Consider the following 15,419-nt stretch of genomic DNA (forward strand, 5'->3'; position numbering starts at 1 on the left):
AGCTGTGCCGCTGGCAGGAATAAACGCAGCGATGTGGCACTTTGCTACTGATGAGTGGGTTTGTTGTGCGCTGGCGCACGCTAGGGTCTGTTGCCGTTTCGTTCGCGGCAACGCGGCTCACGACGAAACGGGAACAGACCCTAGCCAGGCCGTGCGCCAATCAGGTCGTGCAGACGATGCGCCCGGTGTGCTTGTTTGCGGCTGTATGAGCTCGGGGTGGTCTGGTTGGCATTGTGTGTAGGCCGAAAGAGCATCGCGAATAAATTCGCTCCTACAGGGGGGGGGGGGGGCTGCAGGCAGTGGGCGTATCGCCAATGCAAAACCCCCGGCCTGGGCCGGGGGTTCTGGTATCACTCGTCGAGGAAGGAGCGTAGATGCTCGCTTCGCGTCGGGTGGCGCAGCTTACGCAGCGCCTTGGCTTCGATCTGACGAATCCGCTCACGGGTTACATCGAACTGTTTACCGACTTCCTCGAGGGTGTGGTCGGTATTCATGTCGATGCCGAAGCGCATGCGCAGGACCTTGGCTTCACGGGCGGTGAGGCCGGCCAGGACTTCGCGGGTCGCTTCCTTGAGGCTTTCGACCGTGGCTACGTCGATCGGGGACTGCATGGTGCTGTCCTCGATGAAGTCGCCCAGGTGCGAATCCTCGTCGTCGCCGATCGGGGTTTCCATGGAGATCGGCTCTTTGGCGATCTTCAGTACCTTGCGGATCTTGTCCTCAGGCATTTCCATGCGTTCGCCCAGCTCTTCCGGGGTCGGTTCGCGACCCATTTCCTGCAGCATCTGCCGCGAGATACGGTTGAGCTTGTTGATCGTCTCGATCATGTGCACCGGGATACGGATGGTGCGGGCCTGGTCGGCGATCGAGCGAGTGATCGCCTGACGGATCCACCAGGTGGCATAGGTCGAGAACTTGTAGCCGCGACGGTATTCGAACTTGTCCACCGCCTTCATCAGGCCGATGTTGCCTTCCTGGATCAGGTCGAGGAACTGCAGGCCGCGGTTGGTGTACTTCTTGGCGATGGAAATAACCAGGCGCAGGTTGGCCTCGACCATTTCCTTCTTGGCGCGGCGGGCTTTCGCTTCGCCGATCGACATGCGACGGTTGATATCCTTGATCTCTGCCAGGGTCAGGTCGCACTCCGCCTCGAGGGCAGTGAGCTTCTGCTGGCAGCGCTGGATATCAGCCTGCAGGTTGCCAATCGCTTCGGCGTACTTGCCTTTGCCCTTGGCCAGGCCCTCGGCCCAGGTCGGGTCGGTTTCATTGCCAGGGAACAGACGCAGGAAGTCGGCACGCGGCATGCGGGCATCACGCACACACAGCTGCATGATGGCGCGTTCCTGAGCACGCAGACGCTCCAGAGCACCACGGACGCGAACCACCAGGGCGTCGTACTGCTTGGGTACCAGCTTGATCGGCATGAAGAGTTCAGCCAGCCCGACCAGCGCTTCGGTGGCCTGCTTGCTGCCACGACCATGCTTTTTCAGGGCTTTCTTGGCCAGTTCGAGGGCGTCGCCAATCGCGGTGAAGCGGCGCAGGGCCTCTTCAGGGTCCGGACCGCCGTCGCCTTCTTCTTCCTCGTCGTCGCTGTCGTCGCCGTCTTCTTCATCGTCCTTGTCGTCGGCAGCGTCACCGTCCTTTGCCGGGACCGGGGCAGCCGCTTCGGCTGGCACGATGCCGTCATCGGGATCGATGTAACCACTGAGCACTTCGACCAGGCGACCACCTTCGGTGGTGACACGGGTGTACTCGCCGAGGATGCTGTCGACGGTGCCGGGGAAATGGGCGATAGCGCCCATGACTTCACGGATACCTTCTTCGATACGTTTGGCGATTTCGATCTCGCCTTCACGTGTCAGCAGCTCGACCGTACCCATTTCACGCATGTACATGCGCACTGGGTCGGTAGTACGACCGATATCGGTCTCAACGGCGGCGAGGGCAGCGGCAGCTTCTTCAGCCGCCGCTTCGTCGGTGTCGGCCTCGGCCAACAGCAAGGCGTCGGCATCCGGCGCACTCTCGAATACGTTGATCCCCATGTCGTTGATCATGCGGATGATGTCTTCCACCTGTTCCGGGTCGGAAATATCCTCCGGCAGGTGGTCATTGACCTCCGCGTAAGTCAGGTAACCCTGCTCACGACCACGGCTGATCAATTCTTTCAAACGAGACTGTTGTTGCGCTTTTCCGGACATAACACCCTATCCACTGAAGGTCTTGGCGGGCTAAAAACAAGCCGCGGATTATACCCGAGTAAGACCCTTACGCGCCAGTTGGGCTCGGGATTACTGGTGAAGTATTACGATTGAGCAGGTTACGCAGCTGATCTTTGTCTTCTGCGCTCAGCTCGCTTTGACGCGCTTTACGCAGCAGATGTTCCAGGCTGCGCTCACGTTGGCGGGCGACAAGACTAGTTATAGTGTCGAAAAACTGTTGTTCAAGGTTATCGGCTGAAATCAGCCATTCCTTTTCCGCCAGCGCCCGTAACAAGCGGCCCTGCTCGGTGCCGTGCCAGCGTGCAATCAGCTGCAATGAGCGCAGCTTGGGGTTTTTCTGCAGGGCGCCGAGCAGGGCGACCAGCAATTGGGCGTAGGTGTCGTCTTCGGCAGCGAAGTGGCTGACGTCCTCGACATTCTGCGCCAATTCCGGGTGGTGCAGCAGGGTGCGCAGTGCGCTCAGGTGCGGCGATTCGACGCTCACGGCGGTGCGTGGTGCGCGCGGAGCGAATTCGCCCTGGCCCTGGCGGCTCCATTTGCCACCGTCTTTTTTCCAGTTGCCCTTGCCTTTGCCGGCGCTGCGCTCGAAGGCTGGCGGCGGGCTGGGGTTTTCGTATTCGTTGTTGCTGGGGACGGCGTCGTAATAGGCGCTGTCCGGTATGTCCGGGTAGCTGGGTGGGCCGTCGTGTCCGGTGCTGGGCGCTGCGGCGCTCGTTGTGCGCGGTGCGGCGGACAGCTGGCTAAGGGCCTCGCCATTGAGACCGGTGATTTCGCTCAGGCGCTGGCGCATCAGGGTGCGCAGGTTGTTGCCGGGGATCTTGTCGATCAGCGGCGCGGCCAGGGTTACCAGGTGCGCCTTGCCTTCCAGGGAGCGCGGGTCGGCTTCTTCGCTGAGTTGCTGGAAGAAGTAGTCGGCCAGGGGCTGGGCGTGCTGGTTGATGCGCGCGCGGAAAGCGTCGGTGCCTTCGCTGCGCACCAGGGTGTCCGGGTCTTCGCCGTCGGGCAGAAACAAGAAGCGCGCGCGGCGGCCGTCCTGCAGGCTCGGCAGGGTTGCCTCGAGGGCGCGCCAGGCGGCGTTGCGCCCGGCGGCGTCGCCGTCGAAGCAGAACAGCACGCTGGGGACCAGGCGGAACAGGCGGCGCAGGTGTTCTTCGCTGGTGGCGGTGCCGAGGGTGGCGACGGCGTTGCGCAGGCCTTGCTGGGCCAGGGCGATGACGTCCATGTAGCCTTCGACCACCATGATTTCATCGAGGTCGCGGTTGCTCTTGCGTGCCTCGTACAGGCCGTAGAGTTCCTGGCCCTTGTGAAATACCGGGGTTTCCGGGGAGTTCAGGTACTTGGGTTTGTCGTCGCCCAGCACTCGGCCGCCAAAGGCGATGACCCGGCCGCGGCTGTCGCGAATGGGGAAGATCACCCGATCGCGGAAGCGGTCGTAGCGTTTGCCGCTGTCGGCGTTTTCCACCAGCAGGCCGGCGTCGATCATGGCTTTTTGCTGCAGGGTATCGCTGGCCAGGTGCTTGAGCAGGTTGTCCCACCCTGGTGGGGCGAAGCCCAGGCCGAAGTCGCGGGCGATCTCACCGGTCAGGCCGCGGCCCTTGAGGTAGTCGACGGCGGCGCGGCGCTGGGGGTGGCTCTTGAGCGCTTGGCGGTAGTAGTCGGCGGCGGCGCTCAGCAGCGGGTAGAGCGGTGAGTCGGTGGGCTGGCGCGGCTTGCTGGGGCGGCCGTTGTCTTCGCGCGGGATTTCCATGCCGGCGCGCTTGGCCAGGTCCTCGATCGCCTGGGGGAAGTCCAGTTGGTCGTGGTCCATGACGAACCCCAGGGCGTTGCCGCCGGCGCCGCAACCAAAGCAGTAATAGAACTGCTTGTCCGGGCTGACGCTGAACGAGGGGGTCTTTTCTTTGTGGAACGGGCAGCAGGCGGTGTAGTTCTTGCCGGCTTTTTTCAGCTGGATGCGCGAAGACACCACGTCGACGATGTCGGTGCGGTTGAGCAGGTCATCGATAAAGGACTGTGGGATCAGGCCGGCCATAGGTGCTCAGAATACTGCCGTGCGAGGCGGCTGGACAGGTCGGGCAGAAACTAAAAGACTCCGATCGTCACCCGAGGGTGGCGCGGAGTCCTTGAGCGACGCCCGGACAAGCCGGGCGCAGGGCGTTACGCGTGTACGGTATTAGTACAGGCGGACGCTGCGACGCTGCTCGCGTTGTACTTTCTTCGCGTGACGCTTAACTGCGGCTGCAGCCTTGCGCTTACGCTCGGAAGTCGGTTTTTCATAGAATTCGCGGCTACGAACTTCAGCCAGAACACCGGCTTTTTCGCAGGAGCGCTTGAAACGACGCAGAGCTACGTCGAAGGGTTCGTTCTCTTTAACTTTGACGGCTGGCATCCAGGGCGTACCTTCTTTATTACCGGGGGTAACGTTGCTCCTGGCAAATGGCGCTGGAGAACGTAGGTTTTTAAGGGTTGCGGATGTTACCGTCTCATCGCCCGGAATGCAAAGCCTCTGATCGAAAACCGCTAGGCGGCGTGCGGGGCTGGCCATTATCATGCGCGGCTTGCGTGATTACGCCCCCCTTTTTGAATGAAGGCGACCGCCATGTTGGTACTGGGACTGGAAACCTCCTGCGATGAAACCGGTGTCGCGCTCTATGACAGTGAGCGCGGCCTGCTGGCCGATGCCCTGTTCAGCCAGATCGACCTGCACCGCGTCTATGGCGGCGTGGTGCCTGAGCTGGCCTCGCGTGACCACGTCAAACGCATGCTGCCGCTGATCCGCCAGGTGCTCGAGGAGGCCGGCTGCACGGCCGCGCAGATCGACGCTGTGGCCTATACCGCCGGCCCCGGGCTGGTTGGCGCGTTGCTGGTCGGTGCGTCCTGCGCCCAGGCGATGGCGTTCGCCTGGGGCGTGCCGGCGCTCGGTGTTCACCATATGGAAGGTCACTTGCTGGCGCCGATGCTGGAGGCCACACCGCCGGCGTTTCCGTTCGTCGCCTTGCTGGTTTCCGGCGGCCATACCCAACTGGTTCGCGTCGATGGCATCGGCCAGTACCAACTGCTCGGCGAGTCCCTGGACGATGCGGCTGGGGAGGCGTTCGACAAGACTGCCAAGCTGATGGGCCTGCCGTATCCCGGCGGCCCCGAGATCGCCCGTATCGCCGAGGCCGGTGTGGCGGGGCGCTTCGTCTTCCCCCGGCCGATGACCGATCGCCCCGGGCTGGACTTCAGCTTCAGCGGCCTCAAGACCTTTACTTTGAACACCTGGCAGCAGTGTCAGGCCAGCGGCGACGACAGCGAGCAGACCCGTTGCGATGTGGCCCACGCGTTCCAGCAGGCGGTGGTCGATACCCTGACCATCAAGTGCCGCCGCGCGCTCAAGCAGACCGGCCTGAACAGCCTGGTGATCGCCGGCGGCGTCAGCGCCAACAAGGCCTTGCGGCAGTCCCTGGAGCAGATGCTCGGCTCGATCAATGGGCAGGTATTCTATGCACGTCCGGCGTTCTGCACCGACAATGGCGCCATGATCGCCTACGCCGGTTGCCAGCGTCTGCTGGCTGGCCAGCATGAAGATTTGAGCATCAGCGTGCAGGCGCGCTGGCCGATGGAGCAGTTGCCGGCACTGTGAACCGCTGGTTAGAAGTGTCGTTCCCGCCCGGCGAACAGGTCGCGTAGATTGCTGCGGTGGCGCCAGACGATCAGCCCACAGAGCACGCACATCGGCAACAAGGCAGCCGGTTGCTGCCAGGCCAGCAGTGGCAGGGTCAGCGGCGTGGCGATCAGCGCCGCGAGGGAGCTGGTGCGAGTCATGATGAAGGTCAACAGCCAGGCGGCGATGGCCAGCAGCGCTGCTGGCGGGTAAAGCCCCAGTAACATGCCGGCAGCGGTGGCGACACCCTTGCCGCCACGGAAGCGGAAGTACAGGGGGTAGAGGTGACCAATCACCGCTGCCAGGCCCAGCCAGGCTTGTTGTTGCAGGCTGAAACCGAGCAGTTTGGCCAGCAGTACCGGCAGCAGGCCTTTGAGCAGGTCGCCGAGCAGGGTGAGAATCGCCAGCTTGCGACCGGCGACGCGTAGCATGTTGGTCGCGCCGGGGTTGCCCGAACCGCTGATGCGCGGGTCGGCACGCCCGGCCAGGCGACTGAGCAGGATGGCGAAGGACAGGGAGCCGAGCAGGTAGGCGAGGATCGCCAGCAACCAAAACATGGTAACCATTCCGGGCATGGGATGGCCGATTCTAACGAGGTGCGACGCCCTTGTCGTGCCGTGGAGAGCGTGCTTGGACACAGTCTTTATTCAGGGTCTGGAAGTCGATACGGTGATTGGTGCCTACGACTGGGAACGGACCATCCGCCAGTGCCTGAGCCTTGACCTGCAGTTCGCCTGGGACAACCGCGCGGCGGCGGTCGACGATGACCTGAGCAAGGCCCTGGACTACGCTGCGGTGTCCGCGCGGATCCAGGCCTTCGCTACGGATTCGAGCTTTATCCTGGTGGAAACCTTCGCCGAACGTCTGGCTGCGGTGCTGATGAGCGAGTTCCAGATTCCCTGGCTGCGGCTGAAACTGACCAAGCCGGGTGCCGTGCCGGCTGCCCGTGGCGGTGTCGGCGTGGAGATCGAGCGCGGATGTCGCTGACCCCGGTTCTGCTCGGGCTCGGCAGCAATATCGAGCGCGAACCCCATTTGTGCGCCGGGCTCGATGCCCTGGCCGAGCTGCTGACCGACATGCGCTGCTCGCCGGTGTTCGAGAGCCAGGCGGTCGGCATCAAGAGTGGGCCTTTCTATAATCTGGTAGTGGCCGGGCAGTGCGCGTTATCGCTGCGCGACCTGGACCGCCGGCTGAAATTCATCGAGGCCGATAACGGCCGCTACGCACCGGACCGCAAGGGCTTGCCACTGGATATCGACGTGCTGCTGTACGGCGACCTGGTCGGCAACTTCGATGGGTTGATCCTGCCGCGGGCGGAGATTCTGCGTAATGCCTTCGTGTTGCGCCCGCTGGCGCTGCTGGTGCCTGAGCGCCTGCACCCGGGTGAGCAGCGCAGTTTTGCGGATTTGTGGCAGGCGGCGCAGATCGATCAGCAACTGCAACCGGTGGCCTTCCAGTGGCGTGATCGCGAGTTGACCCCGGCGGAGCTGCTGCAGGGGCATTCTTCGTAGCCTGGTGTGGCGGGTGCCATCCGGGCGATTTTGCTTAGATCGTGCAGACGCTATCGCGAATAAATTCGCTCCTACAAAAAACCACCAGCCTGTCGCCCGAATGCAGGCGCAACACAAAACCTGTAGGAGCGAATTTATTCGCGATCCGGCCCAGGCACGCTCTTAAGGGCCTTGTAGGCTTTGAGCGCTTGCAGGCGTTCGCGGTTGAGTGCTTCGCCCAGCTCTGCACCTTTGAAGCCCTTCTCCAGCAAGGGTTTGACTGCGACCTGGCGCGCCACATCGGCGGCGCCGAGCAGGTAGGCGGCTTGGGGGTAGTCGCGCTGCTCGAGGCCAGTGCGGCCGCGGGCATCCATCTCGCAGGCGGCGACGAAGGTCTCGAAGCGCTGCGGGCGGCGGTAGACGTCGAAGCGTTGCAGCAGCTCAAGCAAAGTCGAGGCCTTGAGCTCCAGGGCGCGATGGCCGTGGGTGTGAAACTCGCCCACCAGCAGCGCCAGTTCGGCGCAGTCACGCGGCACCTTGCAGCGCTCGTTGATGGCCTGTATCAGGCGTACGCCCCGGTGTTCGTGGGCGATATGCCGGGGCCACTCAGCCTCGGGTGTGAGTCCCTTGCCCACGTCATGCAGCAGGCAGGCCCAGCGCACCTCTAGCGGCTGCGCATGCTCGGCACATTGGCGCAGCACGGCGAGCACATGGGCGCCGGTGTCGATTTCCGGGTGATGGGCCGGCGGTTGCTGCACGCCGAACAGCGCGTCGACTTCCGGCAGCAGCGCCGCCAGGGCGCCGCAGGCGCGCAGCACCTCGATAAACACATCCGGGCGCGGCTCCATAAGGGCGCGGGAGATTTCCTTCCAGCTGCGTTCAGGGGTGAGCGCGCTCAGTTCGCCTGACTCGCTCAGCTCGCGCATCAGCGCCAGGGTTTCATCGGCAACGCGAAAGCCCAGGGGGGCATAGCGCGCGGCAAAGCGCGCTACGCGCAAGACGCGCAGCGGGTCCTCGGCGAACGCTGGGGAGACATGGCGCAGCAGGCGCGCCTGCAGGTCGCGCTGGCCGCCATGCGGGTCGATGACTTGGCCGTGGTCATCTTCGGCCATGGCATTGACCGTGAGATCGCGGCGAATCAGGTCGTCTTCCAGGGTGACATCGGGGCTGGCGTAAAAGGTAAAGCCGCCATAACCGCGGCCGCTCTTGCGCTCGGTGCGTGCCAGGGCATATTCCTCGCCGGTCTGCGGGTGCAGGAACACCGGGAAATCCGCGCCGACCGGGCGATAGCCCAGGGCCTGCATCTGCTCGGCCGTGGCGCCGACCACCACCCAGTCCACCTCGGTGATCGGGCGCTGCAACAGGCGGTCGCGCACGGCGCCGCCCACTCTATAAATCTGCATGGTTACCTCCGTTGGCGCAGAGGATACCGGTTGTGCCCTGTACAGGTGTAGCGCGGCGGGCCCTGGTGGGCCCGGCGCTCAGATCGGCGGGATGATTAGATCCAGACGCGGGTAGTCGCCGTCTGGGCTGCTGTCGGCCCGCGGCGGGACATGGTGGGTATTGACCAGTTGATCGCCTTGCAGGGTTTCCAGGTGGATGTCGAAGCCCCAGAGGCGATGCAGGTGCTTGAGCACTTCCTCGGTGGAGGCGCCCAGGGGTTTGCGGTCGTGCTGCTGGTGACGCAGGGTCAGCGAGCGGTCGCCGCGACGGTCGATGCTCCAGATCTGCACATTGGGTTCGCGGTTGCCCAGGTTGTACTGCGCGGCCAGGGTCTCGCGGATGGCGCGGTAGCCGATTTCGTCATGGATCGCCGGCACGCTCAGTTCGTCCTTCTGGTCGTCGTCGAGCACGCTGAACAGCTTGAGGTCGCGGATCACCTTGGGTGAGAGGTACTGCAGGATAAAGCTTTCGTCCTTGAAGCTGTTCATGGCGAATTTCAGGGTGCTGAGCCAGTCGCTGCCGGCAATGTCCGGGAACCAGTGGCGGTCCTCTTCGGTGGGCGCCTCGCAGATACGGCGGATGTCGCGGTACATGGCAAAGCCCAGGGCGTAGGGGTTGATGCCGCTGTAGTAGGGGCTGTCGAAGGCCGGTTGGTAGACCACGCTGGTGTGCGACTGGAGGAACTCCATCATAAAGCCGTCGGTGACCAGGCCTTCGTCGTACAGGTCGTTCATCAGGGTGTAGTGCCAGAAGGTCGCCCAGCCTTCGTTCATCACCTGGGTCTGGCGCTGCGGGTAGAAGTACTGGGCGATCTTGCGCACGATGCGCACGATCTCGCGCTGCCAGGGCTCCAGCAGGGGCGCGTGTTTTTCCAGGAAATAGAGGATGTTTTCCTGGGGTTCGGCGGGGAAGCGCTTGTTGTCCTTGTCGCCGCCTTTGCTGGCGCTTTTCGGGATGGTGCGCCACAGGTCGTTGATCTGCTTTTGCAGGTGCTCTTCGCGGTCCTTCATGCGCCGCCGTTCTTCCTCGGCGGAAATCGGGTAGGGGCGTTTGTAGCGGTCCACGCCGTAGTTCATCAGGGCATGACAGGAGTCGATCAGGTCCTCCACCGCGTCGATGCCGTGGCGCTCTTCGCATTGGGTGATGTACTGCTTGGCGAACACCAGATAATCGATGATCGAACTGGCATCGGTCCAGGTACGGAACAGGTAGTTGCCCTTGAAGAAGCTGTTGTGGCCGTAGCAGGCGTGGGCGATCACCAGGGCCTGCATGCAGATGGTGTTTTCTTCCATCAGGTAGGCGATGCAGGGGTCGGAGTTGATCACGATTTCGTAGGCCAGGCCCATCTGCCCGCGCTTGTAGCCCTTCTCGGTGGCGAGGAATTGCTTGCCGTAGGACCAGTGGTGATAGCCCAGGGGCATGCCGACCGAGGCGTAGGCGTCCATCATCTGCTCGGCGGTGATCACCTCGATCTGGTTGGGGTAGGTGTCCAGCGCATAGCGCTCGGCGAGCCGGCCGATTTCCTTGTCGTAGGCGCGGATCAGCTCGAAGGTCCATTCCGAGCCGGTCGACAGGGGTTGGCGCAGATGGGCGCCCTCACGCTTGCTCATGTGGCGAGCCTCCGCTGGAAGAGTTCGCGAAACACCGGGTAGATGTCCCCGGCCGACACCAGTTGTTGCTGGGCGAAGGTGTCGGCGAAGGACTCACAGACCTTTTCGTACTCGAACCACAGTGCCTGGTGTTCGCGCGGGGTGATCTCGACATAGGTGAAGTACTGCACGAACGGCATGATCTGCTTGGTCAGGATGTCGCGGCAGATCGGTGAGTCGTCGTTCCAGTTGTCGCCGTCGGAGGCCTGGGCGGCGTAGATGTTCCACTCGTTGACCGGGTAGCGCTCGGCCATGATCTCCTGCATCAGCTTGAGGGCGCTGGAGACGATGGTGCCGCCGGTTTCGCGGGAGTAGAAGAACTCTTCCTCGTCGACCTCTTTGGCACTGGTGTGGTGGCGGATAAACACCACGTCGATCTTCTCGTAGCTGCGCTTGAGGAACAGGTAAAGGAGGATGAAGAAGCGCTTGGCGATGTCCTTGGTGGCCTGGGTCATGGAGCCGGAAACGTCCATCAGGCAGAACATCACGGCCTTGGAGCTGGGCTTGGGGTGTTTGACCAGCAGGTTGTATTTGAGGTCGAAGGTGTCGAGGAAGGGCACGCGATGAATGCGCGCGCTGAGGCGTTCGATTTCCGCCTCGATGGTCTGGATATCGCCGAAGTTATCCGGCTCCTCGCGTTTCAGGCGCTCCAGTTCGGCTTGGGCTTCGCGCAGTTTGGCGCGACTGGAGCCGGACAGGGCGATACGCCGGGCATGGGCCGAGCGCAGGGTGCGGACGATGTTGATGCGCGCGGGGTTGCCTTCATTGCTGATGCCGGCGCGCACGGTCTTGAAGGTTTCGACGCCGGTCAGCTGACGCTTGACCAGGTTGGGCAGCTCGAGGTCCTCGAACATGAAATCGAGAAACTCCTCCTGGGTGATCTGGAAGACGAACTCATCCATGCCGTCCCCGGAGTTGCCCGCCTTGCCCGCGCCCTTGCCGCCGCCACCGCCTTGCGGGCGGGGAATGCGATCCCCCGTGGTGAACTCGCGGTTGCCGGGGTGCACCGTGGTCTGCCGGCCACCGCGGCCGTGGTGCAGCACCGGCTCGTCGATGTCGCGGCCGGGAATACTGATTTGCTCGCCGTGCTCCATGTCGGTAATGGAGCGTTTGCTGACCGCGTCTTCCACGGCCTTTTTGATGTGGTCACGGTAACGCCGCAGGAACCGCTGACGGTTTACCGTGCTCTTGTTCTTGCCGTTCAGACGCCGGTCGATCACATAGCTCATAAGCCCCTCCGGGGCAGCTATAAGCCGCAAGCTGCACGCTGCAAGTGAAGCGCCGGTGACGCCTGCTTGTCGCGTGAAGCTTGTGGCTTGCCGCTGCTCTTACTGCGATTTACGAACCCGCAGATACCACTCGGACAGCAGGCGCACCTGCTTGTCGGTGTAGCCGCGCTCGACCATGCGTGTGACGAAGTCGTTGTGTTTTTGCTGGTCCTCCTTGCTGGCCTTGGCGTTGAAGCTGATGACCGGCAGCAGGTCCTCGGTGTTGGAGAACATCTTCTTCTCGATCACCACGCGCAGCTTCTCGTAGCTGAGCCAGGTAGGGTTCTTGCCGTTGTTGTTGGCGCGGGCGCGCAGCACGAAGTTGACGATCTCGTTGCGGAAATCCTTCGGGTTGCTGATGCCAGCCGGCTTCTCGATCTTCTCCAGCTCCTCGTTGAGGGCCACGCGGTTGAGGATTTCGCCGGTTTCCGGGTCGCGGTATTCCTGGTCCTGAATCCAGAAGTCGGCGTACAGCACGTAGCGGTCGAAGATGTTCTGCCCGTACTCGCTGTAGGACTCCAGGTAGGCGGTCTGGATTTCCTTGCCGATGAATTCGATGTAGCGCGGCGCCAGGTATTCCTTGATGAAACGCAGGTAGCGCTCGCGGGTTTCCGCCGGGAACTGTTCCTGCTCGATCTGTTGCTCCAGCACGTACAACAGGTGCACCGGGTTGGCGGCGATCTCGTGGGGGTCGAAGTTGAAGACCTTGGAGAGGATCTTGAAGGCGAAGCGCGTAGACAGGCCGTTCATGCCTTCGTCGACGCCGGCGCTGTCGCGGTATTCCTGGATCGACTTGGCCTTGGGATCGGTGTCCTTGAGGTTCTCACCGTCGTAGACGCGCATCTTCGAGTAGATGTTGGAGTTCTCCGGCTCCTTGAGGCGGCTCAGCACGCTGAACTGGGCGAGCATCTTCAGGGTGTCAGGCGCGCAATGGGCCTTGGCCAGGGAGCTGCTGATCAGCAGCTTGTCGTAAATGCGGATCTCATCGCTGACACGCAGGCAATAGGGCACCTTGACGATGTAGATGCGGTCTATGAACGCCTCGTTGTTCTTGTTGTTGCGGAAGTTATGCCACTCCGACTCGTTGGAGTGAGCCAGCAGAATGCCGCTGTAGGGGATCGCGCCGAGGCCTTCGGTGCTGTTGTAGTTGCCTTCCTGAGTCGCGGTGAGCAGGGGGTGGAGTACCTTGATCGGCGCCTTGAACATCTCGACGAATTCCATCAGGCCCTGGTTGGCCCGGCACAGTGCCCCGGAATAGCTGTAGGCGTCGGCGTCGTTCTGCGGGAATTCCTCAAGCTTGCGGATATCCACCTTGCCGACCAGGGCGGAGATGTCCTGGTTGTTCTCGTCCCCCGGCTCGGTCTTGGCCACCGCGATCTGATTGAGGATCGAGGGGTAGAGCTTGACCACCCGGAACTGGCTGATATCGCCGCCGAACTCGGCCAGGCGCTTGGTCGCCCAGGGCGACATGATGCTGCCCAGGTAGCGCCGCGGAATGCCGTATTCCTCTTCGAGGATGGCCGCATCCTCGGCCGGGTTGAACAGGCCCAAAGGCGACTCGAACACCGGCGAGCCCTTGATGGCGTAGAACGGCACCTTTTCCATCAGTTGCTTGAGCTTTTCCGCCAGCGAGGATTTACCGCCGCCGACCGGGCCGAGCAGGTAGAGGATCTGCTTCTTCTCTTCCAGGCCCTGAGCGGCATGGCGGAAGTAGGAGACGATCTGGTCGATGCACTCTTCCATGCCGTGGAAGTCGGCAAACGCTGGGTAGCGACGGATCACCTTGTTGGAGAAGATCCGCGACAGCCGCGAGTCAGCGGAGGTGTCGAGCAGCTCGGGCTCACCGATGGCCTGGAGCAGACGCTCGGCAGCGGTGGCGTAGGTATGGCGATCCTGCTTGCACAGTTCGAGGTACTCCTGCAGCGAGTACTCCTCCTGGCGGGTCGCCTCGAAACGCTGTTGGAAGTGGCTGAAAATACTCATGACTTCACCTCGCTCGATGCGTAGAGCCGGCAGGGCTTCGATCACGGGTGTCTGGCCGCCGCCCGTGCGGGCAACGATGCCGATAAATCCCCCAGAACACCTAATGATCGTACCGAATGGCCCGGCTGCCGGTTACCCGACTCTACCTGGTTTTGGATGGCCTGATCTAAGGATAGTTGCTTATGGGCAGGGTCAAGGACCGTATGGCGTTAACAGGATGTTGCTGGTTCAGTAAACTCCCGTCCGGGCCAGGATTAACAGGCCGTTGAAAAACTACCTGCGTTGGCAATACTGCGTTAAAAACAGCCTCAAAATGCTCATTTACAGCTCGTAAACTGCGCTTTTGGCTGTTTTGCGGGGCCGCCTAGGCCTTGTCCTGCCTGCCTCGCCTAGGTTTTTCAACAGCCTGTTGGTGGGAGTCTACGGAGTAATATTTTTATTCGTGCTCGACTCGGGCCGTCAAGTCCGGGAAGGTGGCGCGCCACAGCTCGAAGCCGCCGTCCAGGCTGTAGACGTCGCTGAAACCCTGGCCAACCAGGTAGGCGGCCGCGCTCTGGCTGGAGTTGCCGTGGTAGCAGGCGACGATCAGCGGTTGGTCGAGATCGGCCTCGCGGATAAAGGCATGCAGCGACTGATTGTCCAGGTGACGTGAGTCGCTGATATGGCCGGCGGCGAAGCTGGCCGGGTCGCGGATGTCGACCACGACCGCACCCAGCTCGCGCAGGGCCTGGGCCTGTTGGGGGGCAATGCGTTTGAATTCGCTCATGGGCGCTCCTCATGGCAGTCGCAGGTATGACGTTCGCCACTGTCGATGTTCATCAGGGTCATATGGTTGCCCCAGACGCAGCCGCTGTCGAGGGCGAAAACTCCTGGCTCGTCGCACTGACCTTCCAGGGCAGCCCAGTGGCCGAATATGATCTTGTTGACCCGGGTACGACGGCTCAGGTGGCTGAACCAGGGGGCATAGCCGGGTGGCGCGGTGCCGACGCCCTCCTTGCTCTTGAGGTCCAGGGTGCCGTCGGCGGTACAGAAGCGCATACGCGTGAAGTAGTTGGTGATGACCCGCAGCCGGGTGACGCCACGCAGGCTACCCTCCCAGCGCGCGGGTTCGTTGCCGTACATGCCGTCGAGGAACAGCGGCAGGCGGGCATCATCACACAGGGCTTCCTCGACTTCGGCGGCACGCCGCAGGGCTTTCTGCAGGCTCCATTGCGGAGGAATGCCGGCGTGCACCATGGCGATGTTGCGCTCGACATCGTAGTGCAGCAATTTCTGCCGACGTAGCCAGTCGAGCAGGTCGGCGCGATCGGGGGCGTCGAGAATTTCCTGCAGGGTGTCGGTTTTTTTCAGGCGCTCGATGTTATGCGCCGCGGCCAGCAGGTGCAGGTCGTGGTTGCCCAGCACACAGGTCAGGGCATCGCGCATGCGGTACAGGTAACGCAGGGTTTCCAGGGACTGCGGGCCACGGTTGACCAAGTCACCCACCAGCCACAGGCGATCGACCGCCGGGTCGAAGTGCACGCGCTCCAGCAGGCACTTCAGGGGCTCCAGGCAGCCCTGCAGGTCACCGACGGCATAGGTGGCCATTAGGGTCTGATCCCGTTTCGTCGCGAGCCGCGTTGCTGCGAAAAATGGCACCAGGCAAGGCGTGAGGCGCAGGTAATGGTCGTTCCCTTACCAAGCCTCGCAACGCAGCATGGTGCCATTTTCCGCGCAACCCGAAG

Annotated in this window: 13 protein-coding genes; 3 read left to right on the forward strand and 10 right to left on the reverse strand. The window is 62.6% G+C overall.

The window, feature by feature from the left end; genetic code table 11:
* Nucleotides 1-350: 350 nt before the first annotated feature.
* The 3 genes from rpoD to rpsU form a co-directional block, all read right to left on the reverse strand.
* The gene (gene rpoD / locus BMW49_RS20205) at nt 351-2,198 is read right to left on the reverse strand and encodes an RNA polymerase sigma factor RpoD (RefSeq protein WP_069520886.1); all 1,848 of its coding nucleotides are present in this window, start codon (nt 2,196-2,198) and stop codon (nt 351-353) included.
* Nucleotides 2,199-2,265: 67 nt separating this feature from the next.
* Complete coding sequence (gene dnaG, locus BMW49_RS20210; protein WP_069520884.1) at nt 2,266-4,248, reverse strand: DNA primase; 1,983 nt, start codon at nt 4,246-4,248, stop codon at nt 2,266-2,268.
* Nucleotides 4,249-4,389: 141 nt separating this feature from the next.
* The gene (gene rpsU / locus BMW49_RS20215; protein ID WP_003296736.1) at nt 4,390-4,605 is read right to left on the reverse strand and encodes a 30S ribosomal protein S21; all 216 of its coding nucleotides are present in this window, start codon (nt 4,603-4,605) and stop codon (nt 4,390-4,392) included.
* A 210-nt stretch (nt 4,606-4,815) separates the two neighbouring features.
* On the opposite strand from rpsU, the gene tsaD reads away from it, so the two are divergent.
* Complete coding sequence (gene tsaD / locus BMW49_RS20220; RefSeq protein WP_069520882.1) at nt 4,816-5,841, forward strand: tRNA (adenosine(37)-N6)-threonylcarbamoyltransferase complex transferase subunit TsaD; 1,026 nt, start codon at nt 4,816-4,818, stop codon at nt 5,839-5,841.
* Between the two features lie 8 nt (nt 5,842-5,849).
* Here the strand turns inward: tsaD and plsY are convergent, their stop codons facing one another.
* Nucleotides 5,850-6,419, reverse strand: coding sequence for a glycerol-3-phosphate 1-O-acyltransferase PlsY (gene plsY, locus BMW49_RS20225; protein WP_069520880.1), 570 nt, complete (start codon nt 6,417-6,419; stop codon nt 5,850-5,852).
* Between the two features lie 73 nt (nt 6,420-6,492).
* On the opposite strand from plsY, the gene folB reads away from it, so the two are divergent.
* Together folB and folK are read left to right on the forward strand one after the other, a co-directional pair.
* On the forward strand, nt 6,493-6,849 hold the full coding sequence (gene folB, locus BMW49_RS20230) for a dihydroneopterin aldolase (protein ID WP_069520878.1): 357 nt from the start codon (nt 6,493-6,495) through the stop codon (nt 6,847-6,849).
* A complete protein-coding gene (gene folK, locus BMW49_RS20235) occupies nt 6,840-7,373 on the forward strand; it encodes a 2-amino-4-hydroxy-6-hydroxymethyldihydropteridine diphosphokinase (RefSeq protein ID WP_069520876.1) in 534 nt (177 codons plus the stop codon). The genes folB and folK overlap by 10 nt, the downstream gene beginning before the upstream one ends.
* A gap of 134 nt (nt 7,374-7,507) precedes the next feature.
* On the opposite strand, the gene BMW49_RS20240 is transcribed toward folK, so the two are convergent.
* The 6 genes from BMW49_RS20240 to BMW49_RS20265 form a co-directional block, all read right to left on the reverse strand.
* Nucleotides 7,508-8,755: a multifunctional CCA addition/repair protein gene (locus tag BMW49_RS20240; RefSeq protein WP_069520874.1), complete on the reverse strand. Its 1,248-nt coding sequence runs from the start codon at nt 8,753-8,755 to the stop codon at nt 7,508-7,510.
* Between the two features lie 78 nt (nt 8,756-8,833).
* Nucleotides 8,834-10,405: a SpoVR family protein gene (locus BMW49_RS20245; protein ID WP_069520872.1), complete on the reverse strand. Its 1,572-nt coding sequence runs from the start codon at nt 10,403-10,405 to the stop codon at nt 8,834-8,836.
* Nucleotides 10,402-11,673, reverse strand: a complete 1,272-nt coding sequence (locus BMW49_RS20250; RefSeq protein WP_069520870.1) for a YeaH/YhbH family protein — start codon at nt 11,671-11,673, stop codon at nt 10,402-10,404. Before BMW49_RS20250 ends, BMW49_RS20245 begins: the two co-directional genes overlap by 4 nt.
* 99 nt (nt 11,674-11,772) lie before the next feature.
* Entirely contained in the window at nt 11,773-13,695 is a 1,923-nt protein-coding gene (locus BMW49_RS20255) for a PrkA family serine protein kinase (RefSeq protein WP_069520868.1), read from the reverse strand.
* A gap of 436 nt (nt 13,696-14,131) precedes the next feature.
* Nucleotides 14,132-14,461 carry a thiosulfate sulfurtransferase GlpE gene (gene glpE / locus BMW49_RS20260; RefSeq protein ID WP_069520866.1) on the reverse strand — a complete coding sequence of 110 codons (330 nt, stop codon included), beginning with the start codon at nt 14,459-14,461 and terminating at the stop codon, nt 14,132-14,134.
* Nucleotides 14,458-15,282, reverse strand: a complete 825-nt coding sequence (locus BMW49_RS20265) for a symmetrical bis(5'-nucleosyl)-tetraphosphatase (protein WP_069520864.1) — start codon at nt 15,280-15,282, stop codon at nt 14,458-14,460. Before BMW49_RS20265 ends, glpE begins: the two co-directional genes overlap by 4 nt.
* Nucleotides 15,283-15,419 lie beyond the last annotated feature (137 nt).

The organism is Pseudomonas cuatrocienegasensis, from assembly GCF_900110925.1.
Taxonomy (GTDB): Bacteria; Pseudomonadota; Gammaproteobacteria; order Pseudomonadales; family Pseudomonadaceae; genus Aquipseudomonas; species Aquipseudomonas cuatrocienegasensis.

What these genes read in the sequence shown, in the direction of transcription:
- glpE (WP_069520866.1), bottom strand. Translation starts at nt 14,461, where the DNA reads ATGAGCGAATTCAAACGCATTGCCCCCCAACAGGCCCAGGCCCTGCGC.
- plsY (WP_069520880.1), bottom strand. Translation starts at nt 6,419, where the DNA reads ATGTTTTGGTTGCTGGCGATCCTCGCCTACCTGCTCGGCTCCCTGTCC.
- rpsU (WP_003296736.1), bottom strand. Translation starts at nt 4,605, where the DNA reads ATGCCAGCCGTCAAAGTTAAAGAGAACGAACCCTTCGACGTAGCTCTG.
- folK (WP_069520876.1), top strand. Translation starts at nt 6,840, where the DNA reads ATGTCGCTGACCCCGGTTCTGCTCGGGCTCGGCAGCAATATCGAGCGC.
- BMW49_RS20250 (WP_069520870.1), bottom strand. Translation starts at nt 11,673, where the DNA reads ATGAGCTATGTGATCGACCGGCGTCTGAACGGCAAGAACAAGAGCACG.
- tsaD (WP_069520882.1), top strand. Translation starts at nt 4,816, where the DNA reads ATGTTGGTACTGGGACTGGAAACCTCCTGCGATGAAACCGGTGTCGCG.
- BMW49_RS20265 (WP_069520864.1), bottom strand. Translation starts at nt 15,282, where the DNA reads ATGGCCACCTATGCCGTCGGTGACCTGCAGGGCTGCCTGGAGCCCCTG.
- BMW49_RS20255 (WP_069520868.1), bottom strand. Translation starts at nt 13,695, where the DNA reads ATGAGTATTTTCAGCCACTTCCAACAGCGTTTCGAGGCGACCCGCCAG.
- rpoD (WP_069520886.1), bottom strand. Translation starts at nt 2,198, where the DNA reads ATGTCCGGAAAAGCGCAACAACAGTCTCGTTTGAAAGAATTGATCAGC.
- BMW49_RS20240 (WP_069520874.1), bottom strand. Translation starts at nt 8,755, where the DNA reads ATGCAGATTTATAGAGTGGGCGGCGCCGTGCGCGACCGCCTGTTGCAG.
- dnaG (WP_069520884.1), bottom strand. Translation starts at nt 4,248, where the DNA reads ATGGCCGGCCTGATCCCACAGTCCTTTATCGATGACCTGCTCAACCGC.
- BMW49_RS20245 (WP_069520872.1), bottom strand. Translation starts at nt 10,405, where the DNA reads ATGAGCAAGCGTGAGGGCGCCCATCTGCGCCAACCCCTGTCGACCGGC.